The sequence below is a fragment of the Micromonospora sp. NPDC003816 genome, assembly GCF_042874705.1.
GTDB lineage: Bacteria > Actinomycetota > Actinomycetes > Mycobacteriales > Micromonosporaceae > Micromonospora.
Genome location: NZ_JBIANP010000001.1, coordinates 780,389 through 802,999 on the forward strand (window position 1 = coordinate 780,389; position 22,611 = coordinate 802,999).

Below are 22,611 nucleotides of genomic sequence, written 5' to 3' on the forward strand. Positions count from 1 at the left end.
CCATCGCTCAGCGCGATGGCCGCCATCCGCCGACTCCGGCCCCGGCGTCGACCGGGGCCGGAGTCGACTCCTACAGGTTGGCGCAGTATCCGACGCTGTGGGTGCTGGCGCCGGGTTTCAGGGTGCGGTTCCAGTCCACACCGCTGATCCGGTAGCTGCCGTCGTCCTGGCGTTCCCGGGTGAAGTTCCACGCGGTGTAGATGTCGCCCTCCAGGTCGACGATCGCGGTCCAGGCCACCGGCTTGTCGCCGGTGTTGGTGGCGGTGACGGTGGCGCAGTAGCCCCCGCCGCTGTCGGAGTTCCACCGGGCCACCCGGGTGAGCGTGACCTCCACGGTGGAGCCCTCGACCAGCCGGCCGACGCCCCAACGGGCGGTGCTCTGGTAGCCGACACCCTCCTGCTCGGCCCAGTTGCGGATCGACGTGCGCGTACCGCCGGCGGCGTCGTTGACCTGGAAGTCCAGGCCGTGGAACGTGTCGATGCCGCCGTACTCGAGCAGGCTGATCGCGGCCTCGACGGTGTAGCCCGTCGCGGTCCGCACGGCCGCGCTGGTCAACCGTCCCGCCTGGAACCCCTCGTCACCGGTGCCGAACGACACCACGTTGTCGGCGTTGATCCGGATCTGGGTGTCGTCGTAGCGGAAGGAGCCGTTCTTGGCGTTGCCCGCGTCGACGTAGATCTCGACCGAGTCCTGGGTCCACGGGTCCGACCCGGAGACGTCCACCTCCGGATCGGTCACCTCGGCCAGCACGTAGAGCGTCTGGTCCCGCCACAGCGTACGGACCTGCGCCACCGCCCCGTCGGTGCCGGAGACCTGCTTCGCCGTGGTCACCGTGCTCGCCTGCGCCCAGACGGTGTCCACCGTGCCGTCGACCACCGGCGCGCTCGGTGCCCGGCGCACCTCCAGGTACGACAACTCCTCCACCAGGGTCAGGGTGCCCACCGCACCCGGCGTGTTCCAGCCGGAGGTGGTGCCGTCGTCGGTGACCCGGACGTCGAGGGAGAGCGTGTCGCCCCGGGTCGCCTCGGTCAGCGGCAGGTGGGCGACCAGGTGGTAGCCGCCGTCCCGGGCCGCCGCCACCGCCGGTACGTCACCGGTGCCGTCCCGCCGGACCCGGTAGGTCTCCCCGTTCAGGACGAACTCGACCCGGTCGTCGGCGGAGACCGTGGCATCGGTGACCGTGACGTAGGCGGTGAGGTGGTCCGGTGCCCAGCGCAACTGGAACCGGGCCGCCTCCTCCACCGGGTGCAGTGGCAGCTTGCTCCAGGTCAGATCCGTCGGTGCGGCGGCCGTCAGGGGTACGTCCCCGGCGAAGACGGTGGCGGTGCGCAGCCGGGCTGGCAGCTCACCGTCGACCGCGCCGTAGTAGGCGGGCTTGGCGCGCAGGCTGTCGTCGAAGAGCAGCGGCGCGCCGTTGCCGGACCGCCACGAGCGACCGTCGGTCAACCCCCACACGGTGACGGCCAGCAGATCGTCGGTGTGCTCCCGGAAGATCCGGAACGCGTCCCGGTAGTAGTAGCCCTGCTCGATCAGGTTCGCCTGGGTGACCGGCGTGCCGGTGGTGACGTCGAGTTCCGTGACGGCCTGCGTCACGGGCAGGTCGGTGAACGCGTCCAGCGCCGCCTCCAGGCTGCTCACCGGCGTGGCCAGCGAGACGTGGAACTGGTGGCCCACGCCGTCGACCGGCACACCCCGGGCGATCAGCCGCTCCACCAGTGCCCGGTAGCGGGCCTGCTTGCCGCTCTGCTCGGTGTTGTAGTCGTTGATGAACAGGGTCACCGGGTCGGTGCCGTCGACCGCGTACACGTCGTTGAACGCCTCGTCGGCGTACTCGAACGTCAGGTCGATGAAGGACTCGCCGAGGATCCGGTACCACTCGCTGCGGCGCAGGCCGTCGGCGTACTCGCCGCTGTCGCTGACCACCTCGTTGACCGCGTCGAAGGCGTTCAGCGGGTTGGTGGCGGAGCCGAAGGCGCCGTACCGCTCACTCAGTGACCGGGCGACGGCGAAGATGTGCGTGCGCAGCCGCTCGCGCAGCACCTGCTGGTCGGCGGCGGACGTGCCCAGCGGCTGCCCGGCCGCGTCCTGGAAGAACCAGGCCGGCGTCTGGCTGTGCCAGACCAGCACGTGACCGTAGACCTTCAGGTCGTTGTCGCGGGCGAAGTCCATCAGGGTCAGCGCCTGGTCGTGCGGGCGGAAGGCGCCCTCGTCGTCGTACCAGGCCTCCGGCTTCATGTGGTTCTCCGCCGTGATCTGGTTGAAGTGCCGGGTCAGCAGTTGCGCGGCGGCACCCTCGGTCTCCCGGCCGTCGATCGCCACCCCGACCGGGAAGTCGGTGGTCTCGTGGATGCCGGTGAGGTCCTCCACCACGGGCGGCTCGGGCACCCGGACGACGATGTCGTCGGCGAGGAAGTCACTGGTGTTGCCGGGCACGTCCGCGCCCTGCCAGCGGGTCTCGACGTAGAGGTACGCGCTCTCCGCCGCCGGCACCGTGAAGCGGGCCGTCACCTGCGTCCACCCGGTGTTGGTGACGGTGGTGAACTGGGCGAGGGTGGCGAACGACTGGCTGCCGCCGCTGGTGCTGGCCAGGCTGAGCCAGACCTCGTCGGTCGGCTGGCCCTCGGCGAAGCGCAGCCAGGCGCTGAACTCGTACGTCACACCCGGCTCGACGAGCCCGGTCACGTCCCGGCCGAGCCCGGCGCCCTGGTTGACCCGGTCGCTGACCAGCGCCGCGGCCTCCCCGCCGTGTGCGACGTCGGTCAGCGTGACGCTCGGCGCCCCCGGCCCGCCGTCGCGTGGGCCCCAACCGTCCAACCCGTCCTCGAAGTCGGTGTCGACGACCACCGTGCCCGGCGCCGGTCCGGTGCCGCCGTCCGGCGCGGTGACCAGTACGTCGTCGAGCAGGAACGGGGTGGTCCCCTCCGCCTCGACGTAGAGGGTGGCCGCGCTGAGCCCGGTGGGCAGCGTGTAGTCGCCGCCGATCCGCACCCACTCGTCCGCACCCGCGGACACGCTGTCGCCGATCCAGGTGTACGTGTTGTCGCCGCCGTCGGCCGGCGTCGACTCGACGGTGAAGTGCACACCGGCGGTGCCCTCGGTGCCGGCCGGGAGCTTCACCCAGGCGCTGACCGAGTAGCGGGTACCGGGGGTGAACAGGGCCGTCGCGCTGGTCGCCGGGCCCTGCCAGTTCGCCGTCCGGCCGGTGATCGAGAGGCTGTTGTCGCTGTCGTGGCCCTCCGGCGCGATAGCGAGGGTCACATCGCCCCGAGCCCCCCACGGCGCGTACGAGCCGGACTCGAAGTCGGAGGAGAGTACGGTCTGCGCGGCGGCGGCCGGACCGGGTGCGACGGCGATCGCCGCGACGAGTGTGGTGGTGCAGAGGACGGCGAGAAGTCGCGATCGCTGTCGCGATCGGCGAGCGGATTTCCAGAAGCGCATCGGTGTTCCCTTTACGCGATCGGGGCTGGTGGCGGGGTGATTCACCGGAGGCGTACCGGACGCATCCAAGCGCGTGCATGTTATGTCGGACCGAATGTCGTGACCAGAACTTCCGGAAAGTTTCGGAAAATGGATCGGTAACGATCGGCCTGACGGAGGTTGACAGCGATGTGTAAGGAAGGGTCCCCTGCTATGCACCAGGCGATAGCAGGGGACCCTTCCTTACCTCCGGAACTGACGGGAACGGTCGCCGCGTCAGGCGGTACGGGTCACAGCCCGGCCGCCGCGTCGTACCGGCGCCGCAGGTCGGCCATCTCCCCGGGCTCCAGCGACTCCTTCTGCGCCAGGTCGGCGTACTTCGCCGGGAACATCTGCCGCAGCCGGTCGATGAAGAAGACGTCCTCGGTCGCCTCGACCACCTGGATGCCCGGCGGGTTGGTGGAGCGGTCCATGATGACCGGACCGGCCAGCTTGACCGCCCAGTCCCAGGTGCGCTTCTGCTCGGCCACCCCGCAGAGGTGGAAGCCGTAGACCGTCCGGACGTCGGCGATCGAGGTCACCTCGGCCGGCTCGAAGCCGTAGACGTGGACCCCGCAGACCACCTCCGGCGGCGTCTCCTGCCCGTCGGCCGCCTGCTGGGGCGTATGGCCGGCGTGGTTGTGCTGCCCCGGGTCCGCCTGTTCGAGCGTGGCGCGCATCCAGGTCATGAGCTGCCCGCGCAGGTCCGTCGGCTTCGTGTCCGTCTCGGCCGCGCTGACCAGCGCCACTGCGGTCACCGAGACCGTCAGCACGATCACCGCCACCCACACGAAGCGGTTCCGGTACCACCCCGCCACACTCTGTAGGGAAATCATGACTGCTTCTCACCTCGTCGCCGGTTCTGCTGCGTCGGCAGATCACGTCGGACACCCCCGGCACGTCCGCGCCGCAGCCGCGTCGCTGACGAGAACCGAAGGACACACGTACGGCGGGGACACCTGCCCGGAAATGTGCCCGTCGTCGTGGTGATGGCCTGGCGATGCGGCGCGCGACCGTCTGCCGATGCGGCGCGCTGCCGGCATAGCACTGCTCCCGTGCTGGCCGTTCCCAGCGCGTTTGCCCCCGCGCTGCGGCGATATGAGCCATTCCAGCATGCGCGGACCAGGTCCGGCAACATCGACCGTCGCCGAGGTGGCTATTCCGTCCCGTGGGCCATCGCGAGGTCGTGAAGAGCGTCGACCACCGGCTGACCGGGCGGTGGATCTCCCGATCGACTCATCCGGCGTGCTCCCGCGGGTCCGGCCGGCCGACGGCCAGCGCCAGGAACGGCCGGGCGGTCAGGTCGTACCCACCGGCGACGCCGGACGGCGCGGCCGGATGCGGATTCCGGAACAGGCATCCGCCGAAACCCCGCCGCACCGCCAGCAGGTGGGCGGCGTGCAGGCTGGCGCCGGAACGCAGCAACAGGGTGAGGTGGACGTCGACGCCCTGCCCGGTCGGCGCGGTGTTCAGATCCCACACCGGCGCCAGCACGCACGGCGCCGTGGCGAACGGGCCCGAGGGCAGCCCGGCCATCGCCTCGGCCGCCGGTAGCCCGGCCGCGTCGATCAGCTCGCCGTCGCGGTACTCGTGGACGCCCGGGGTGGTGTCGGTGACCGCGCGGACGAACACCAACCAGCGGGCCGCGTCGGTGTCCTCCGGTGCGACCGGCTGCGCGGCGTCGACGGCGGCCTGACAGACCCGCAGCACGTCGGCGCGGGGCAGCGGGTCGGCGAGGTACCGCCGCACCGGCCGCCGAGTCCGCAGGAGAGGGTCCACGTTCTCACCGGAGAGCCGGGACACCGGGATCGGCAGCCGTGGCAGGGGGCGACCGGCCAGCGGCGTTCGTCGCCGGGCCGGGTGAACCAGGCCCGTGGCCCGGTCGCCCGACGAGTTGTGCTGGGGCGGCGGGTTCTCACTCATCGACACCTCCGGAGGAGATCAGAACGCCGGTGGCCGTTTCGTCCCGACCGGCCCGGCCGCCGGTGGGCGGGCCCGCCCACACCGTGGTGGGCGTGGGGGCGGGGGGGGCGGGGGGGGGGCCCGGCGCCCGGGCGCCCCCCCCCCCGGGGGGGGCGGGGGCCCCGCCCCCCTCGGCGCGGCCCGCGGGCCCGGTCCCGGCGGGCGGCCCGTCGCGCCCGCCCCCCCCCCCCCACGCCCACCGGAGTGGCCCCGGGTGGGGTCGGTCGCCGCCGGTCGTCAAGCCGCCCGCTCGGCCGGCTGCTGCATCCGTTCCCGCATGTACACCTCGACAGCCACCGTTTGGGAAGATCATCGATTGGCGGCCGATGGTACGGTCTCCGGCGTATCCGTCGCGCACAATTGGCGTACAAATGAATTGTCCTCGACTCTTGGCGGTCGGCCGGTCCGGCCGCGCGACGACGCGGTTCGGATGGTGTCCGGTCCCATGACTCAGGCCGTCGGCTGAGGTGACTGATGCTTCTCCGCTTCCACCTTCTCGGCCCGTTGTCGGTGTCCCGGGACGGGCACCCGGTCGACCTCGGCTCGGTCAAACAACGACTGCTGCTGGCCCTGATGTTGACCCGACCCGGTGAGGCCGTACCCGCCGACGAACTGGTGAACGTGCTCTGGGGCGACCAGCCGCCGGCCTCCGCCGCAGCCAACATCCGCACCTACGTGCGCGGGCTGCGGCAGGCGATCGACTGCGACGGCCGGATCGTCACCACCGCCGGTGGCTACCTGCTGCGGGTGGAGGCGGAGGAACGCGACCTGGACCGCTTCGACGCCGCCGTGGCGCGCGGGCGCACCGCCGTGACCTGCGGCGATCCGGTTCGTGCCGAGGCCGAGTTGGCGCAGGCGCTGGCGTTGTGGCGAGGCCCCGTCCTGGCCGGGCTGCCGTTGCCCCGGGCCCTGTCGCGCTGGGTGGGGCAGGTGACCGAGCGGCGTCTGCTGGCCGAGGAGGACCACGCCGGCACCCAGCTCGCGCTCGGTGCGGCGGCGCAGGTGATCCCCCGACTGCGGGCCCTGCTCGAACGGCATCCGCTACGGCAGCGTGCCTGGGCGCACCTGATGACCGGCCTGTACCACAGCGGGGACGTGGCCGGAGCGACGGCGGCCTTCCGGCAGGCCCGGCAGGTGCTGGCCGAGGAGACCGGAATGGACCCGGGGCCCGAGCTGACCCGCCTGCACGACGACATCCTGCACCACCGCTGCCCGCCGCCCGGCCCGCCACCGCGTGCCGAACCCGCGCCCGCCACCGCCCGGACCCGCCCGGCGCAGCTGCCGCTCACCACGCCCGACTTCGTCGGCCGTCGGGAGCAGCTCGCCCGCCTCGACGCGGTCGTCGGACACCCGGCCGGCGGACCGACCTCCGTGGTCGTCACCGTGGTGTGCGGGATGGCCGGGGTCGGCAAGACCGCCCTGGCGCTGCACTGGGCGCACCGGGCCGCCGACCGCTTCCCCGACGGGCAGCTCTACGTCAACCTGCGTGGCTACGACGAGGGCGAGACGGTCTCCCCGGCCGACGCCCTGCTCGGCTTCCTGGAGGCGCTGGACGTACCACTGGCCCGCATACCCAGCAGCCAGCACGCCCGCACCGGCCTGTACCGCAGTCTGCTGGCCGACCGCGAGATGCTCATCGTGCTGGACAACGCCCGCGACGCCGACCAGGTGCGCCCGCTCCTGCCGGGCGCGGGTCGCTGCGTCGTCGTGGTGACCAGCCGGGACCAGCTCAGCACGCTGGTCGCCGTCGAGGGCGCCCGACTGCTGACCCTCGACGTGCTGACCGACACCGAGTCGACGCACCTGCTGCGCAGCCGGGTCGACGGCAGCCGTCTGGACGCCGAACCGGCCGCCGTGGCCGAGATGATCGAGGCTGCCGGCCGGCTGCCGCTCGCGCTCTCCATCGTCGCGGCCCGGGTGGCCACCCGGCCCACGTTCCCGCTGGAGGCGGTCGTCGCCGAGCTGCGGGCCCCGGAGACCCGGCTCGCGGTGCTCGCCGACGGCGACGTACGGCGGGTGTTCTCCTGGTCGTACGAGGCGCTGAGCCCGGACGCGGCACGCCTGTTCCGCCTGCTGGGCCTGCACCCGGGACCGGAGCTGAGCGGCTTCGCCGCCGCCGCGCTGCTCGGCTGGCCGCGTGTCGCGGTCGCCCCGGTGCTCACCGAACTGACCCGGCTGCACCTGCTGACCGAGCACCGCCCCGACCGGTACGCCTTCCACGACCTGCTGCGGTCGTACGCGGCCGAGTTGTCCCACGCCGACGAGCCGGCCGACCAGCGGTGGGCGGCCCATCGCCGGTTGTACGACCACTACCTGCACAGCGCCGAACCGGCCGGTCGCCTGCTGCAGCCGCAGTGGCCGCCGGTCACCGCGCTGCCGGCGTTACCCGGCAACGTCCGCGTGCCGATGGTCGACCAGGACGCCGCGCTGGCCTGGTTCACCGCCGAACGGCACGTGCTGCTCCGGGTGGTCCGGCAGGCCACCGCCACCGGTTTCGACGCGTACGCCTGGCGGCTGGCCTGGGCGCTGACCACGTTCCTCGCGCCGGGCGGGCTCTGGCAGGACCAGTTGACCGCCCAGCAGGCTGCGTTGGAGTCGGCGGAACGTCTCGGTGACCTGGAGGCGCAGGCCACCGCCAACCGCCTGCTCGGCCGGGCCGCCTACCGGTTGGGCGAGTACGACACCGCCGGTGACCGCCTCCAGCGCGCGATCACGTTGTACGAGAAGCTCGGCGACCAGGACGGACTGGCGCAGACGCTGCACAACTACACCGAGCACTGTTTCGTGCTCGGCCGACGGGACGAGGCGTTGACGCACGCCCACGAGGCGTTGCGCCTCTACCGGCTCGTCGGCAACCGGGCGGGCGAGGGGCGGGCGCTGAACGCGATCGGTTACCTCCACGCCGTGCTGGGCAACCACCGGCAGGCGATCGCGGACTGCACCGAGGCGCTCGCCCAGCAACGGCTGATCGACGACCGCAACGGGCAGGCGGCGACGCTGGACAGCCTGGGCTTCGCCTATCACGGCATGGGGGAGTACCAGTCGGCGGTGGACTGCTACGAGCAGTCCATCGAGTTGTTCCGGAACTCGGCCGACCGCTACCACCAGGCGGAGACCCTGACCCGTCTCGGCGACACCCGCGCCGCCATGGACGACCTCGACGGGGCGACGGCGGCCTGGCGGCTGGCCGCCTCCATCTTTGACGACCTGGGCGACCCGGCCGCCGAGGGCGCCCGGCGGCGACTCGCCGAGGTGCCGCGCTCAGGCTAGGCGGCGCGGCGCCGGTCAGCCGAGGAAGCGGTGCAGGGCCTCGGTCAGCCCGGCCGGGTTCTCCTCGGCCACGTGGTGACCGGACTCGATCGGGCGCCCGCGCAGGTCGTCGGCCCACGGGCGCCACACGGCGAGCGGGTCGCCGTACAGGTCGGCCAGGTCGTCGCGGGTCGTCCAGAGCAGCCCCGCCGTACTAGCTATGCACACCGTTGCCGGGTGCAGATTTGTCACATCGATGCTTCGCGGATCGTCATGCAAGGACCTCAAGCTGCGCGGCAGCGCGGCGAACGCAAGGTATCGAATCGGATTCCACCTGCGGATCGGATCTTCCCCTGTTGGTGGGTCGCATGCTACGAATACGTATGCACAACCGTCCCAGACAGCAAGGAGCGGTAGCAGTGTCGAGCCGGGCCCAGCACGGTGGGGTGTCCACCGCACACGAGACGGACGGTTCACCGGCCGTGCCGCGCACGGCGTCGGAGGCCGCCGACGCGGACGACCGGCAACTGCGCTTCACCGCGGTCGCCAAGCGCTACCACGACTTCCAGGCCGTCCGGGAGTTCGACCTCGAGGTGCGCGGCGGTGAGTTCCTCACCCTGCTCGGCCCCTCCGGCAGCGGGAAGACGACGGTCCTGTCGATGGTCGCCGGCTTCCAGACGCCGACGGCGGGAACGATCCACCTGGGCGGGCAACGCCTCGACCGGCTGCCCCCGGAGCGCCGCGACATCGGCATGGTCTTCCAGAGCTACGCGCTGTTCCCGCACATGACCGTGGAGCGCAACGTGGCCTTCCCGCTGCGCATGCGCGGCATCCGTGGGGCGGAGCTGAAGCGCCGGGTCTCGCACGCCGTCGACCTGGTGCAGCTCGGCGCGCACGCGCACAAGTACCCGAGTCAGCTCAGCGGCGGGCAGCAGCAGCGGGCGGCGCTGGCCCGGGCGATCGTGTTCGAGCCGCCGGTGCTGCTGATGGACGAGCCGCTCGGCGCGCTGGACCGCAGGTTGCGCGAGGCGGTGCAGTTCGAGTTGGTCAACCTGCACCGCCAGATCGCGTCCACGATCATCTACGTCACGCACGACCAGGACGAGGCGCTCACCATGAGCGACCGCATCGTGATCATGAACGAGGGCCGCATCGAGCAGGTCGGCACCCCGCGCGAGATCTACGCGAGCCCGGCGAACGCCTTCGTCGCCACCTTCATGGGCGAGTCCGTCGAGTTCCGCGGCCGCGTCGAGCGGATCACCGACGGCACCTGCGCCCTGCGGACCGCCGACGGCGCCCTGGCGTACGGCCGGACCAGCCCCGGCCTGGCCACCGGGGACGAGGCCGTGGTGGTGGTGCGACCCGAGCGGATCGCCCTGTCGGCCGGGTCCGGACCGGCCGCCGACGGCCCGGGCGCCGGGATGTCCGGGCGGATCACCGAGGTGCTGTACATGGGTCAGCGCAGCCGCTACACGGTCCTCGTCGGCGGCGACACCGTGCTGCACCTGATCCGGGAGAACACCGTCGGCATGGCCGGCTACACCGCCGGTGACGAACTTCTCCTGCGCTGGGCCGCCGACGAAGCGGTGGTGTTGCGGTGACCGGAGTCCCCGTCCGCGTCCCGGACCTCCGGCCCACCGCCGACTCGCCGCAGCAGGACCCCCCGACCGACGCCGGGGCACCGGCACCCACCCGACGGTCGCGGTTCGACCGGACCGCCCTGCTGCTCCTCCCGGTGCTGGCCTTCTACGCCCTGACACTGGCCTATCCGGTCGTCCGGCTGGCCACCCAGAGCCTTCCCGCCGGCGACCCGTTCCGGCACTACCGCACCCTGCTCACCGAGTCGCTCTACCTGGAGGCGCTCGGGCGTACCTTCGTCTACGCCGCCGTGGCGATGCTCGGCGCGCTCGTCATCGGCTACCCGCTGGCCTACCTGATGTCGCACGGACCCCGGCTGGTCCGCGCCACCGTCACCACGCTCGTGGTCATCCCGTTCTTCGTGGCGCTGCTGGTGCGCACGTTCGGCTGGATGACCATCTTCGCCCGTAACGGACCCGTCAACACGGTCCTGCTGAAGCTCGGCGTGGTCGACGAACCGCTCCAGCTGATGTACACCCAGCAGGCGGTGCTGATCGGCATGATCGCCGTGCTGTTGCCGTACATGGTGCTGCCGCTCTACACCGTGATGCGCCGCATCGACCCCCGCCTGACGCAGGCGGCGAACGGGCTCGGCGCCGGTGGCCCGGCCGCCTTCGCCTTCGTGTTCCTGCCGCTGAGCATGCCCGGCGTGCTCGCCGGCTGTGTGCTGGTCTTCATGCTCGGCCTCGGCTTCTTCATCACGCCCGACCTGCTCGGCGGCTCCGGCGAACAGGTCTACCCGGTGCTGCTCAACCGCACCCTCACCACCGCCGTCGGCGAACCCGCGTTCGCCTCCGCCATGTCGATGGTGCTGCTGGTGGCCGCGTTCGTGGTGCTGCTGGCGGTGTCCCGGGTGGTGCCGATCGGCTCCATCTGGCGTCCGGAGAACGCCGCCGTGTCCCGGCGGGGCGGTGGCGCCCTGGACGCCGGCTGGCGCAGCGCGACGGTGCTGGCCCGGGTCGGGCGGCTGCCGTCGGCCGTCTACCGCCTGCCCGGTCACCTGCTGGCCGGGCTCGGGTTGGCGCTGTGCCTGGTGCCGATGCTGGCGGCGGTGCTGATGTCCTTCCAGCGGTCGACCTTCGCCGCGTTCCCCTCCACCGACCTGACCACGAACTGGTACCAGGAGTTCCTGGCCGACTCGCGGTGGGTGGACGCGTTCCTGACCAGCATCCGGCTCGGCGTGGTGGTGGCGGTTCTGGTCACCGTCCTGAGCACGCTCGCGGCGCTGGCGCTGGTCCGGGGCACCTTCCCCGGCAAGGACCTGATCATGGGGCTGATCGCGACCCCGTTGATCATCCCCAGCGTGGCGCTCGCCTTCGGGCTCTACCTCGTGCTGTTCAACCTGCGACTGGACGGGTCCTTCACCGGGCTGGTCATCGGACACGCCATTCCGGCCGTACCGCTGGTCACCCTGATCCTGGTGGCCAACCTGCGCGCGTTCGACTACCGGCTGGAGCAGGCCGCGCGCGGTCTGGGCGCGTCACCGGTGCGCGCCTTCCTCACGGTCACCTTCCCGGTGCTGCGGCCCGGCTTCCTCGTCGCCGCCTTCTTCGGGTTCCTGACCAGCTTCGACGAGCTCGTCTTCACCATCAGCCTCGCCGGCACCGGATTGCGCACCCTCCCGCTGCGGCTCTGGGAGGACCTGCACGTGCGCTTCTCGCCGATCCTCGCGGTCGTCTCGGTCGCCGAGATGCTCGTGGTGATCACCGTGCTCGGGGTGGTCGCCCTGATGCTCCGTCTCCGCCAGCGCCGTACCGGCATGAAGGGATCGATCCTGTGAGCCGTGACTACCTCAGCGTCGACCCCCGCACCGGCGAACGGATCGGCCGCTCCGCGACGCTGACCCCCGACGCGACCCGGCAGCTCGTGGCCGAGTCGGCCGGTGCCCAACGGCACTGGCGGGAGCGCCCGCCGGCGGAGCGCGCCGACGCGTTGCGGGCCCTCTCCGCCGCCCTCGGCGCGGCCCGGGACGACCTGGCCCACCTGCTGGTCCGCGAGATCGGCAAACCGGTGGCGCAGTCGGTGGCCGAGGTCGACAAGTGCCGGGCGCTGTGCGACGGGTTCGCCGACCATGCCGACACCCTGCTCGCCGACCGGCGGCCCCTGGCCGGGGACCTGCCGGCCCGGATCCGGTTGCGTCCCACCGGAGTGATCCTCGGCGTGATGCCCTGGAACTTCCCGTACTGGCAGGCCCTACGGCTGGCCGTACCGAACCTGCTACTCGGCAACACCTGCCTGATCAAGCCCGCGCCGAACGCCGCGCTCTCCACCCTCGCCCTGGCCGACGTCGTCGCGCGGGCCGGTCTGCCGCCCGGCGTGTTCACCCCACTGCTGGTGTCGGAGTCGGCCGTGGCCGACGTGATCGCCCACCCGGCGGTCACCGGGGTCTCGGTCACCGGCAGCGTCACCGCCGGCGCGGCGATCGCCGCCGCCGCCGGAGCCGCTGTCAAGAAGGTCGTGCTGGAACTCGGCGGCTCCGACCCGTTCATCGTGCTGGCCGACGCCGACGTCGAGGCCGCCGCGTCCGCCGCCGCCCGGTCCCGGCTGGGCAACGCCGGGCAGAGCTGCGTGGCCGCCAAACGGTTCCTCGTCGAACGGCCGGTGGCCGAGGAGTTCCTCGCCGCGCTGACCGACCGGTTCGCCGCCCACCGGGTCGGCGATCCGGCCGACCCACGGACCGACGTCGGCCCGCTGGCCCGCGCCGACCTGCGCGACCTGCTGCACACGCAGGTCCGCGAGTCGGTCGCCGCCGGGGCGAGGGTGGTCCTCGGCGGCGAACCGGTCGCCGGCGCCGGTTTCTACTACCCACCGACCATCCTCACCGACGTGCCGGTGGACGCACCCGTGTGGCGGGACGAGACCTTCGGGCCGGTGGCACCGGTCCTCGTCGCCGACAGCACGCAGGACCTGCTGCGGCTCGCCGACAGCGACGAGTACGGCCTGGGCGCGAGCGTCTGGACCACCTCGCCGGAACGCGCCGACCACTTCGCCGACGCCCTGCCGGCCGGCATGGTCTTCGTCAACGAGATCGTGCAGAGCGACTGGCGGCTGCCCTTCGGCGGTATCCGGCGCTCCGGCATCGGCCGCGAACTCGCCGCCGACGGGTTCGGCGAGTTCGCCAACGTCCAGACCCACTGGTACGGCCCGCCACCGGCCGGGCCGTCCACCTCCGAGTAGCGCGCGACGACCACCGCCCCCACCGTGCCGAACGACCGAGTGCGCCAGTCAACGGGGCCGGAGCGCCCAGCGATGAAATGGAGCCGATCGACATGACCCCACCTACCGGACGATATGCCCACGCCCGCCGTACCGGCCGGGCCCTGCGCCACGCCGCCGCCGCACTGGCCGCGGTCACCCTCCTCGCCGCCTGCGGCAGCGACACCGGATCGGACGCGCCGGCCGCCGGCGACTTCGAGGGACGCCCGTGGAACACGGGTGACCTGAGCGGCAAGATCACCAACGTCGGTTTCGGCGGTACCTTCTCCGACACCGAGTTCGAGCACGTGTGGCGACCCTTCACCGCGATCACCGGCGTCGAGGTCGTCGAGGTGCCGTGGTCGACCGACATCTACAACCGGATCGAGAGCCAGGTCGGTGCCGGACGCGTCGACATCGACCAGTTCAGCGTCACCGCCGGCAACTACGAGCAGTTCGCCGACTGCTGCCTGGAGGACATCGACTACTCGCTGTTCCCGAAGAACGTGCTGGACACCATGGACGACCAGTACAAACTGCCCAAGGCGATCGGGTACGCCGAGGCGTCCATCGTGCTCGCCTACAACCTCGACTCGTACCCGAACGCGGACTCGCGCCCGACGTCCTGGGCCGACTTCTGGGACGTCGAGCGCTTCCCCGGCAAGCGGTCCCTGCAGAACTTCGAGCCGGTGAAGGTGATCGAGGCCGCGTTGCTGGCCGACGGCGTCACGCCGGAGCAGATGTACCCGCTCGACTTCGACCGCGCCTTCCGCAAGCTGGAGCAGATCAAGCCGCACGTGGTGAAGTGGTGGGGTTCCGGCACCGAGGCCCAGCAGTTGCTCGCCACCGGCGAGGCGACCATGGTCGCGATGTCCAACGCGCGCATCGAGGACCTGATCGACCAGGGCGCCCCCGTCGCGTACACGCTCAACCAGGCTCTCGCGCACGTGGACTTCCTCGCCGTACCGAAGGGCGCGCCGAACGTGAAGGCCTCGATGGCCAGCATCGCCTTCCGGTTCGAGCCGAGCATCGGCGCCCGCATCGGTGAGGCGTGGCGGCAGCCGATCCCCTCGACGGCGATCTACGAGGCCGCCGACAAGTCCCTCGCCGACCACTGGACGACGTCCACCAACAACGTGCCCGAACTCGGCGGCGTCCCCAACGACATCACCTTCCGGATCGACTCCTTCTACTGGTACAAGCCGTACAACGGCACCGACCGCAGCAACTACGACGTGGTCAACGAACGGTTCCAGAGCTTCATCGCCGGCTGACCGTCGCCGGGGCGACCGGTACCGCCGGCCGCCCCGGCCGACCACCCCCACCGTCCCCACGCCGCCTCGCGCCACTCGTGCCCCGCACGCCGCCCGAGGACCCGGCGCGCTGCCGCGCGTCCACGGTCCGCCCCGGCACCCGGGCGGTCGCCCGGCACGAGACCGGTGTGACGCCGGGCCCAGTAAGGAGCCTGCCCGTGACCACCACGCCGTCCCGTCGTCGCCCACCCTCGGCGGCCGACCGGCCGCCGACCACCTCCCGGCTGTGGCACCCGTTCTCCCACCTTCGCGACACGCTCGCCAGCGAACTGACCATCGTCGAGGGACACGGTGCGCGGGTACGCGACAGCGACGGGAACTGGTACCTCGACGCCACCGCCGGACTCTGGTACGCCAACGTCGGCCACGGCCAGTCCCGGATCGCCACCGCCGTCGGTGAGCAGGCCGGTCGTCTCGCCGCCTACTCCACCTTCGGCGACATGGCCAACCCGGCCGCGCTGGCGTTGGCCGACCGGATCGCCGAGCTCGCCCCGATGCCGGACCCGATGGTCTTCCTCACCTCCGGCGGCTCCGACGCGGTCGACACGGCCGTGAAGATGGTCCGCCGCTTCTGGACACTGCGCGGCCAGCCCGAACGCGGCGTCGTCATCTCCCGGGACCTGTCCTACCACGGCATGCACGGGCACGGCACCGCCCTGGCCGGGATCGCGGCCAACAGTGCCGGCTACGGCCGGGTGGCGGCACCGGGCTTCCACCGGGTGCCGCACGACGACGCCGAGGCGCTGCGCCGCACCATCGACGAGATCGGCGCCGCGCAGGTGGCGGCCTTCTTCGTGGAACCCGTCATCGGGGCCGGGGGAGTACACCCGCCGCCACCCGGCTACCTGGCCGAGGTGGCCGAGATCTGCCGGCGCACCGGTGTGCTGCTCGTCGCCGACGAGGTCGTCACCGGCTTCGGGCGCACCGGCGACTGGTTCGCCTCGGCCAGCTACGGCATCGAGCCGGACCTGCTGCTGTTCGCCAAGGGCGTCACCTCCGGGTACGTGCCGTTGGGCGGGGTGATCGCGGCCCGCCGGGTCTGGGAGGCGTTCACCGACGACACGGCGGGCGTGTTCCGCCACGGCTACACCTACTCCGGGCACGCGGTGGCCTGCGCCGCCGCGATCGCCAACCTGCGCCTGCTCACCGAGGACGACCTCCTGCCCCGGGTGACCGTGCTGGCCGGGCGCCTCGCCGACCGGCTGCCGGCGCTGGCCGGGTTGCCCGGTGTCCGCGAGGTCCGGCACGCCGGACTGCTCGGCGCGGTCGCGTTGGACGTCGACCGGGACCCCGGGCTGCCCGACCGGGTGGTGCGGCAGGCCCGGGCCTCGGGCGTGCTGACGCGGGTCATCAACGGCGACAGCCTCCAGCTCTCACCGGCCTTCGTGCTCACCGACGACCAACTCGACCAGATCGTCGAGCGGCTCGGTGCGGCGATCACCACAGCGGCGCAACCGGCCCGGACCGGTTGAGCGCACCGGGTCGTACCGCTCGGCCCCGTCGGGCCGCCGCCGAGCCGTGGTGGCCCGACGGGGCGGCGGCGGCCCGGCGGTGATGTCAGGCGCGTCCGCCGGCCCGGGCCCCGCAGGTGTCCCGGATCACCAGCTCGGCCGGCAGCACCTCCTCGACCGGCGGGCGCTGGCGGTCCGCGCCGCCGATGCGGTGCATCAGCAGGTCGAAGGCGCGTCGCCCCATCTCGGGGGCCGGTTGGCGGACCGTGGTCAGGCCGATCCCCTTCAACGCCGCCACCGGCACGTCGTCGAAACCGACCACCGCGACGTCCTGCGGCACCCGGATCCGGCGGTCGTGCAGGGCGTCGATGCAGCCGAGCGCGATGACGTCGTCGGCGCAGACGATCGCCGTGGGCGGCTGTCCGGCGGTCAGCAGCCGGTGTGCGGTGATGCCACCGCTGAGGTGGGTGAAGTCGCCGTGCACGACCAGCTCCGGGTCGACGTGCAGACCGACCTCGGCCATCGCCCGCTGGTATCCCTCCAACCGGAGCTGGTTGGTCGAGGTGTCGGCCCGCCCGCCGGCGAACGCGATCCGGCGGTGGCCGAGCCGGATCAGATGCTCCGTGGCGATCGCCCCGCCGCGCCGGTTGTCGATGTGCACGCTGTCCACCGCGCTGCCCGACAGCGTGCGGTTGACCAGCACGACCGGGGTGCCCGCGCGGATGACGCGTTGCAGGTCGTCGCCGCCGCTCTGCAACGCCGAGGTGAGGATCGCGCCGTCGACCTGGTGCTCCACCAGCAGCTTCAGGTAGTCCATCTGCCGGCGCGGGCTCTCCTGGGTGTTGCCGAGGACGACGTTGTAGTCGTGCTCGGCGGCGGTGGCCACGATCGCCTCGATGAGCTGCGGATAGAACGGGTTGGTGATGTTCGAGACCACCAGGCCGATCAAATGGCTGCGGCCGGTGATGAGCGTCCGGGCCGCCGCGTTCGGGGTGTAGCGCAGTTGTTCCATGGCCGCGATCACCCGGTTGCGGGTGACCGCGGTGATCCGGGGGTTGTTGTTGAGCACCCGGGAGACCGTCGACTGAGACACGCCCGCCAGCTTGGCGATGTCGTGACTGCTCACCTTCCGACGTTGCCCGGGAGGCTGTGCCTCGACACCGGGTCCACCAGTCATCTCGCCATCCATCGCATCAGTGGGCCGCGCGTCCGTATCGGCCGGTCGGGCCCGCGACCTCGGCGGTGCGGTGGCCTTGACGGCGGCCAACGCATCATAGCACTATGCATACGTATTCCAAGCCGCCTGGGCCGGCCGACTCAACCATGACCGTCTAACCCTTCGGCAGGAGTGACGATGATTCCCGGAACGACCCTCGGCACCGCCGTGGTGCGGGCTCTGGCCGCCGGTGGGGTGACCCGCGTCTTCGGCATCCCCGGCACACACACCCTCGGTCTCTACCGGGCCCTCGACGCCGCCCGGGTCGACCACGTCACCGCCCGGCACGAGCAGGGCGCCGGGTTCATGGCCGACGGCGCCACCCGCTCGACCGGGCAGGTGGCCGCCTGCTCGGTCATCTGCGGCCCCGGCATCGCCAACGTGGCCACCGCCGTCGGCCAGGCGTACTCCGACGCGGTGCCGATCCTGGTGCTCGCCGGTGACCTGTCCCGCGCCGAGCGCGGCGGCCGGGGCGGCCACGCCCACGAACTGCGCGACCAGGACGCGTTGCTGCGCGCCGTCACCGACCGGGTCACCCGGGCCTGCGAACCCGAGGACGTCCTGCACGCGGTCCGTGACGCCCTGGCACCCCGCCGCTGGGGACGCCCCGCACCGGCGGTGGTCCAGGTGCCGCAGGACCTCTGGGACGCCCCGGTGGACCCCGACCGCACCGGGCCGACCGCATCGGAACGCCGACCGGCACCGGCGGACGCCGGCATCGTGGACGAGACCGTGGCACTGCTCACCGACGCCCGCCGACCGGTGGTCGTCGCCGGTGGGGGAGCGGCCGGTGCCGCCGACGACCTGCGTCGCCTCGCCGAACGGCTGGACGCCCCGGTGCTGACCACGCTCAACGGCAAGGGCACCATCGACGCCCGGCACCGACTGCACGCCGGGATCGTCACCCAGCAGTACGGCGTACCGCAGGGTGCCGCCGAGGACCTGCTCACCGGCGCGGACGTGGTGCTGGCCGTCGGCACCGAACTCGGCCCGACCGACTTCTGGGCCACCCGGCCGAGGCTGACCGGCCGACTCGTGCACATCGACGTCGACCCGGTCGCCATCGGCCGCCACCTGCCCGCCGACATCGCCCTCACCGCCGACGTCGCGACCGTCCTCGCCGAACTGGCCGACCGGCTGCCGGTGGCGGACCGCTCCGGCGCCGCGTCGGCGGACACCTGCCGTCGACGGCTCGACGCCGAGGCCGCCGCCCTCGGTGCGCCGTACGCGTCGTGGATCGCCGCGCTGCGCCATGCCATGCCCGACGACGCCTGTCTCGCCGTCGACTCGACGGGTGCCAACTACTACGGTGCCACCCCGTTGTTCCCGGTGCACGGCCCGCGTGGCTGGCTCAACCCCTCCGGCCTGGGCACCCTCGGGTACGCGGTACCGGCCGCCATCGGCGCGGCGGTGGCCACCCCGGGACGGCCCACCGTGGCGCTCGTCGGCGACGGCGGCCTCATGTTCACCATGCCCGAACTGCTGGTCGCCGCCGAACGGGAGATCCCGCTGGTGACCGTCGTGTGGCGCAACGGCGGATTCGGCGAGATCGCCCGGTTGCTCGACGAGCAGGGCGCCGGGCCGGTCGGCTGCCAGCAGCGCGCCCCCGACTACCCGGCGCTGGCCGCCGCGCTCGGGTGCCGGTACGCCGAACCGCACGACCCGGCCGACCTCGCCGCCGCGGTGGCCCGTGGCCTCGACGCCGACGGCCCGACCCTGGTGGTGGTCCCGTGACCGGCCTCCTCGCCGATGCCACCGGCGCCTGGATCGACGGCGCCTGGCACGGCGGCGACACCGAACAACCGGTCACCGACCCGGCGCGCGGCCGACTGGTACGCCGACTGGCCGGGCCGGGAACGGCCGGTGTGGACCTGGCCGTCGACGTCGCCCGGCAGCGCTACGTCGGCGGGGTCTGGCGGCGGACCTCGCCGGCCGCCCGCGCCGCCGTGCTCCTGCGCCTCGCCGACCTGGTCGAGGAACACGGCGCGGAACTGGCCCGGACCGAGACCGCCGAGACCGGGTCGCCGCTGCGGCTGCGGCACGCGGTCGACGTCGAGGGCACCGCCGCCGCGCTGCGCTGGTTCGCCACCGCCGCCCGCCATCTCGACGGTGTCGCCGCCGCCGAGTACGTCCCCGGGCACACCAGCATGCTGCGCCGCGAACCGCTCGGCGTGGTGGCCGGACTCGCGCCCTGGAACCATCCGCTGCTGATGGCGGCGTGGAAGGTCGGGCCCGCCCTGGCCGCCGGCAACTCCATCGTGCTCAAGCCCGCCGCGCAGACCCCGCTGACCGCGCTGGCGCTGGGGCCGCTCGCCGCCCGCGCCGGCCTGCCCGACGGGGTGCTCAACGTGGTGACCGGTGGGGCCGAGGAGGGCCACCGGCTTGCCGCCCACCCGGACGTGGACCTGGTCTCGGTCACCGGCGGTACGGCCACCGGCCGACGGGTGCAAGCGGCGGCGGCCCGGCACGTCGCGCGTACCCATCTGGAACTGGGCGGCAACAGCCCGCTCGTGGTGTTCGCCGACGCCGACCTGGACCGGGCCCTGGACGCCGCTCTCTCGCTCGGGTTCTTCAACGCCGGGCAGGACTGCACCGCCGCCGCCCGGTTCCTGGTGCAGCGCTCGCGCTACGAACAGTTCGCCGAGACGCTGGCCCGGCGGACCGCCCGGTTGACCGTCGGCGACCCGCTGCACGAGGTGGACCAGGGGTCGCTGATCGACCGGGCCAACCGGGACCGGGTCGCGGCGCTGGTGGCGGACGCCGTGGCGGCGGGCCACACCCCGCTGACCGGCGGGCGGATCGTGCACCCGGACGGGCTGCCCGACGGGGCGTTCTACGCGCCGACCGTCTTCGCCGGTGTCCCGGACGACGCGCCGATCGTCGCCGAGGAGGTCTTCGGACCGGTGGTGACCGTGCAGCCCTTCGACGACGAGGACGAGGCGCTGCACCGCGCCAACGACTCGCCGTACGGGCTGGCCGCCGCCGTCTACACGCGTGACGTCGGCCGGGCGATGCGGTTCGCCCGCGACCTGGAGGTCGGTCAGGTCTGCGTCAACTCCTTCGGCGTCGGCGCGGAGGAGATGCCGCACGGCGGGGTGAAACAGTCCGGCCACGGCAGCGACCTGTCCCGGTACGGCTTCGAGGAGTTCACCCGACTCAAACACGTCGTGGTGCACCTCGGCGAAGCCGACGTGGCGACCGCACGGGAGGGTGGGACCGATGACTGACCCCGAGCGGGAGCGGCTCGCCGCCCTGCGCGCCGCCGTCCCGCTGCTGGCGACCAGGGCGTACCTGTTCAGTGGTGGGATCGCGCCGCTGGCCGAGCCGGTACGCGCCGAGATGGCGACCTGGGTCGACCGGTGGGCGGGCGACCCGCTGACGCACCGCGCCGACTACTTCGGTGACTGGGGCCGGTTGCGCACCGAGTTCGCCGCTCTGGTCGGCGCGGCACCGGCGGAGGTCGCGATCACCGAGAACACCTCCCGCGCGACGAACCTGGCACTGCGGCTGCTGGGCCTGCCGGCCGGCTCGACGGTGCTGGTCGACGACACCACGTACCCGACGATGGCCTGGGCCGCGCTCCGCCACGGCCTGCGGGTCCGGCTGGTCCGCCGGGCACCGGACGAGGCGGCGGTGGACGCCTTCGCCGCACTCACCGATCCGGGTACGAGCTGTCTCGCCGTCTCCCACGTGGCCGCGCTCGACGGCTACCGGCACGACCTGGCGGACCTGGCCGGTCTCTGCGCCGACCGGGGGATGCGGTTGTTCGTCGACGCCGCGCAGTCCACCGGCGTGGTGCCGGTCGACATGGCCCGCGACGGGATCGACGCGCTGGTCAGCACCGCGATGAAGTGGCTGCTCGGCCCGCCCGGGATCGGTTTCCTCGCGGTCCGGGAGGCCGCCGCCACCGGCACGCCGCTGGACGTCGGCTACGTCAGCGCCCGGATCGCGGATTCGTACCAGCTCACCGAACTCCCACCGGTACCGTCCGGCGCGGCCGGCACCGAGGTGGGGTTGGCCGCGCTGCCGCTGCTCGCGGCGGCCACCGCCGGGATCCGGCTGGTCCGCGCCGCCGGCGTCGACACCATCGCCGACCGGGTGACACACCTGGTGGGGCGGGTCGTCGACGGGCTGGCCCGACGGGGCCTGACGGTCCTCACCCCGGCGCAGCCGCGGTGGCGGGCCGGCGTGGTCGCGTTCGCCGTCGACGACGCCCCCGCGCTCGCCGGTCACCTGCGTGAGCACGGCGTGGACGTGTGGGGATACCCGTCCGGCCGGGTGCGGGTCGACCCGCACGGGTTCAACGACGACGACGACATCGACCGACTGTTGGAGGGGATCGACGCATGGCAGACGCGACGCTGACCGGCCGGGTGGCCCTGGTCACCGGCGCCGGCAGCGGACTCGGCCGGGCCGTCGCGGTGCGGCTCGGGCTGGCCGGCGCCCGGGTGGCGGTGCACTACGCCAGCTCGGCGCGGGGCGCGGAGCAGACGGTGGCGGCGGTCCGGGCGGCCGGTGCCGAGGCGGTCGCCGTCGGCGCCGACCTGTCCGACCGGGCCGCCGCGCCCCGCCTGGTCGACGCGGTGACGGCGGCCCTCGGTCCGGTCGAGATCCTGGTCAACAACGCGGCCACCACCCGCTTCATCCCCTTCGACGACCTGGACGCCGCCGACGACGAGGTGTGGGAGTCGCTGCTGCGGGTCAACCTGCTCGCCCCGGTGGCGCTCTGCCGGGCGACGTTCGCGGCGATGGGTCGCACCGGCTGGGGCCGGGTGCTCAACGTGGCGTCGACGTCGGCCTTCGACCCGGCCGGCAGCAGCCTGCCGTACGCCGTGTCGAAGTCGGCGCTGGTCGCCTTCACCCAGGGGCTCGCCGCCGTCGCCCCGCCCGGAGTCTCGGTCAGCGCGATCGCGCCGGGCTGGATGGACACCCCGTGGGCGTCCCGGCACTCCGGCGGGTCGGCCGCCGGTGGCGCGGCGGAGGTGGACGTGGACGAGGTGGCGCGGGCCGCCGTCGAGCTGGTCACCGGCACCGCCGGCAACGGCACCGTGGTGGTGCTCGACGGCGGTGCCCGGTGGCGTCGGGCGCAACAGGGCGGGTGACCCGCCCCGCGCACGGGACGGGTGCCGC

Annotated in this window: 15 protein-coding genes; 10 read left to right on the forward strand and 5 right to left on the reverse strand. The window is 72.9% G+C overall.

Annotated elements, in window-relative coordinates; translation table 11 throughout:
* Positions 1-70: 70 nt before the first annotated feature.
* The 3 genes from ACFYTT_RS03345 to ACFYTT_RS03355 form a co-directional block, all read right to left on the reverse strand.
* On the reverse strand, positions 71-3,439 hold the full coding sequence (locus ACFYTT_RS03345; RefSeq protein ID WP_387257475.1) for an endo-1,4-beta-xylanase: 3,369 nt from the start codon (positions 3,437-3,439) through the stop codon (positions 71-73).
* A 269-nt stretch (positions 3,440-3,708) separates the two neighbouring features.
* Positions 3,709-4,293, reverse strand: a complete 585-nt coding sequence (locus tag ACFYTT_RS03350; RefSeq protein WP_387257476.1) for a hypothetical protein — start codon at positions 4,291-4,293, stop codon at positions 3,709-3,711.
* A 400-nt stretch (positions 4,294-4,693) separates the two neighbouring features.
* Positions 4,694-5,380: a hypothetical protein gene (locus tag ACFYTT_RS03355; RefSeq protein WP_387257478.1), complete on the reverse strand. Its 687-nt coding sequence runs from the start codon at positions 5,378-5,380 to the stop codon at positions 4,694-4,696.
* A 513-nt stretch (positions 5,381-5,893) separates the two neighbouring features.
* Here ACFYTT_RS03355 and ACFYTT_RS03360 point away from each other — a divergent pair.
* Entirely contained in the window at positions 5,894-8,689 is a 2,796-nt protein-coding gene (locus ACFYTT_RS03360; RefSeq protein WP_387257480.1) for a BTAD domain-containing putative transcriptional regulator, read from the forward strand.
* Between the two features lie 15 nt (positions 8,690-8,704).
* On the opposite strand, the gene ACFYTT_RS03365 is transcribed toward ACFYTT_RS03360, so the two are convergent.
* Positions 8,705-8,920, reverse strand: a complete 216-nt coding sequence (locus tag ACFYTT_RS03365; protein WP_387257481.1) for a hypothetical protein — start codon at positions 8,918-8,920, stop codon at positions 8,705-8,707.
* Between the two features lie 167 nt (positions 8,921-9,087).
* Here ACFYTT_RS03365 and ACFYTT_RS03370 point away from each other — a divergent pair, with 167 nt between their 5' ends.
* From ACFYTT_RS03370 to ACFYTT_RS03390, 5 genes are all read left to right on the forward strand, one after another.
* On the forward strand, positions 9,088-10,269 hold the full coding sequence (locus ACFYTT_RS03370) for an ABC transporter ATP-binding protein (protein ID WP_387257482.1): 1,182 nt from the start codon (positions 9,088-9,090) through the stop codon (positions 10,267-10,269).
* Positions 10,266-12,086: an ABC transporter permease subunit gene (locus ACFYTT_RS03375; protein WP_387257484.1), complete on the forward strand. Its 1,821-nt coding sequence runs from the start codon at positions 10,266-10,268 to the stop codon at positions 12,084-12,086. The genes ACFYTT_RS03370 and ACFYTT_RS03375 overlap by 4 nt, the downstream gene beginning before the upstream one ends.
* Entirely contained in the window at positions 12,083-13,483 is a 1,401-nt protein-coding gene (locus ACFYTT_RS03380; protein WP_387257486.1) for an aldehyde dehydrogenase family protein, read from the forward strand. The genes ACFYTT_RS03375 and ACFYTT_RS03380 overlap by 4 nt, the downstream gene beginning before the upstream one ends.
* 92 nt (positions 13,484-13,575) lie before the next feature.
* Positions 13,576-14,775 (forward strand): ABC transporter substrate-binding protein, encoded by a 1,200-nt coding sequence (locus ACFYTT_RS03385; protein ID WP_176093773.1) that lies wholly within the window; start codon positions 13,576-13,578, stop codon positions 14,773-14,775.
* 197 nt (positions 14,776-14,972) lie between these two features.
* Entirely contained in the window at positions 14,973-16,286 is a 1,314-nt protein-coding gene (locus ACFYTT_RS03390; RefSeq protein WP_387257488.1) for an aspartate aminotransferase family protein, read from the forward strand.
* 85 nt (positions 16,287-16,371) lie between these two features.
* Here the strand turns inward: ACFYTT_RS03390 and ACFYTT_RS03395 are convergent, their stop codons facing one another.
* On the reverse strand, positions 16,372-17,391 hold the full coding sequence (locus ACFYTT_RS03395) for a LacI family DNA-binding transcriptional regulator (protein WP_387257490.1): 1,020 nt from the start codon (positions 17,389-17,391) through the stop codon (positions 16,372-16,374).
* Between the two features lie 228 nt (positions 17,392-17,619).
* Here ACFYTT_RS03395 and ACFYTT_RS03400 point away from each other — a divergent pair, with 228 nt between their 5' ends.
* The 4 genes from ACFYTT_RS03400 to ACFYTT_RS03415 are packed head-to-tail and all read left to right on the forward strand — an operon-like array spanning position 17,620 to position 22,583.
* Positions 17,620-19,215: a thiamine pyrophosphate-dependent enzyme gene (locus ACFYTT_RS03400; protein ID WP_176093774.1), complete on the forward strand. Its 1,596-nt coding sequence runs from the start codon at positions 17,620-17,622 to the stop codon at positions 19,213-19,215.
* Positions 19,212-20,708 carry an aldehyde dehydrogenase family protein gene (locus ACFYTT_RS03405; protein ID WP_387257494.1) on the forward strand — a complete coding sequence of 499 codons (1,497 nt, stop codon included), beginning with the start codon at positions 19,212-19,214 and terminating at the stop codon, positions 20,706-20,708. Before ACFYTT_RS03400 ends, ACFYTT_RS03405 begins: the two co-directional genes overlap by 4 nt.
* A complete protein-coding gene (locus tag ACFYTT_RS03410; RefSeq protein ID WP_387257497.1) occupies positions 20,701-21,846 on the forward strand; it encodes an aminotransferase class V-fold PLP-dependent enzyme in 1,146 nt (381 codons plus the stop codon). The genes ACFYTT_RS03405 and ACFYTT_RS03410 overlap by 8 nt, the downstream gene beginning before the upstream one ends.
* Positions 21,828-22,583 carry an SDR family NAD(P)-dependent oxidoreductase gene (locus ACFYTT_RS03415; protein ID WP_387257499.1) on the forward strand — a complete coding sequence of 252 codons (756 nt, stop codon included), beginning with the start codon at positions 21,828-21,830 and terminating at the stop codon, positions 22,581-22,583. The genes ACFYTT_RS03410 and ACFYTT_RS03415 overlap by 19 nt, the downstream gene beginning before the upstream one ends.
* Positions 22,584-22,611 lie beyond the last annotated feature (28 nt).

Bases quoted from the DNA above. Each gene is read 5' to 3' on its own strand.
- ACFYTT_RS03385 (WP_176093773.1), top strand. From the start codon at position 13,576: ATGACCCCACCTACCGGACGATATGCCCACGCCCGCCGTACCGGCCGG.
- ACFYTT_RS03415 (WP_387257499.1), top strand. From the start codon at position 21,828: ATGGCAGACGCGACGCTGACCGGCCGGGTGGCCCTGGTCACCGGCGCC.
- ACFYTT_RS03345 (WP_387257475.1), bottom strand. From the start codon at position 3,439: ATGCGCTTCTGGAAATCCGCTCGCCGATCGCGACAGCGATCGCGACTT.
- ACFYTT_RS03410 (WP_387257497.1), top strand. From the start codon at position 20,701: ATGACTGACCCCGAGCGGGAGCGGCTCGCCGCCCTGCGCGCCGCCGTC.
- ACFYTT_RS03400 (WP_176093774.1), top strand. From the start codon at position 17,620: ATGATTCCCGGAACGACCCTCGGCACCGCCGTGGTGCGGGCTCTGGCC.
- ACFYTT_RS03350 (WP_387257476.1), bottom strand. From the start codon at position 4,293: ATGATTTCCCTACAGAGTGTGGCGGGGTGGTACCGGAACCGCTTCGTG.
- ACFYTT_RS03355 (WP_387257478.1), bottom strand. From the start codon at position 5,380: ATGAGTGAGAACCCGCCGCCCCAGCACAACTCGTCGGGCGACCGGGCC.
- ACFYTT_RS03360 (WP_387257480.1), top strand. From the start codon at position 5,894: ATGCTTCTCCGCTTCCACCTTCTCGGCCCGTTGTCGGTGTCCCGGGAC.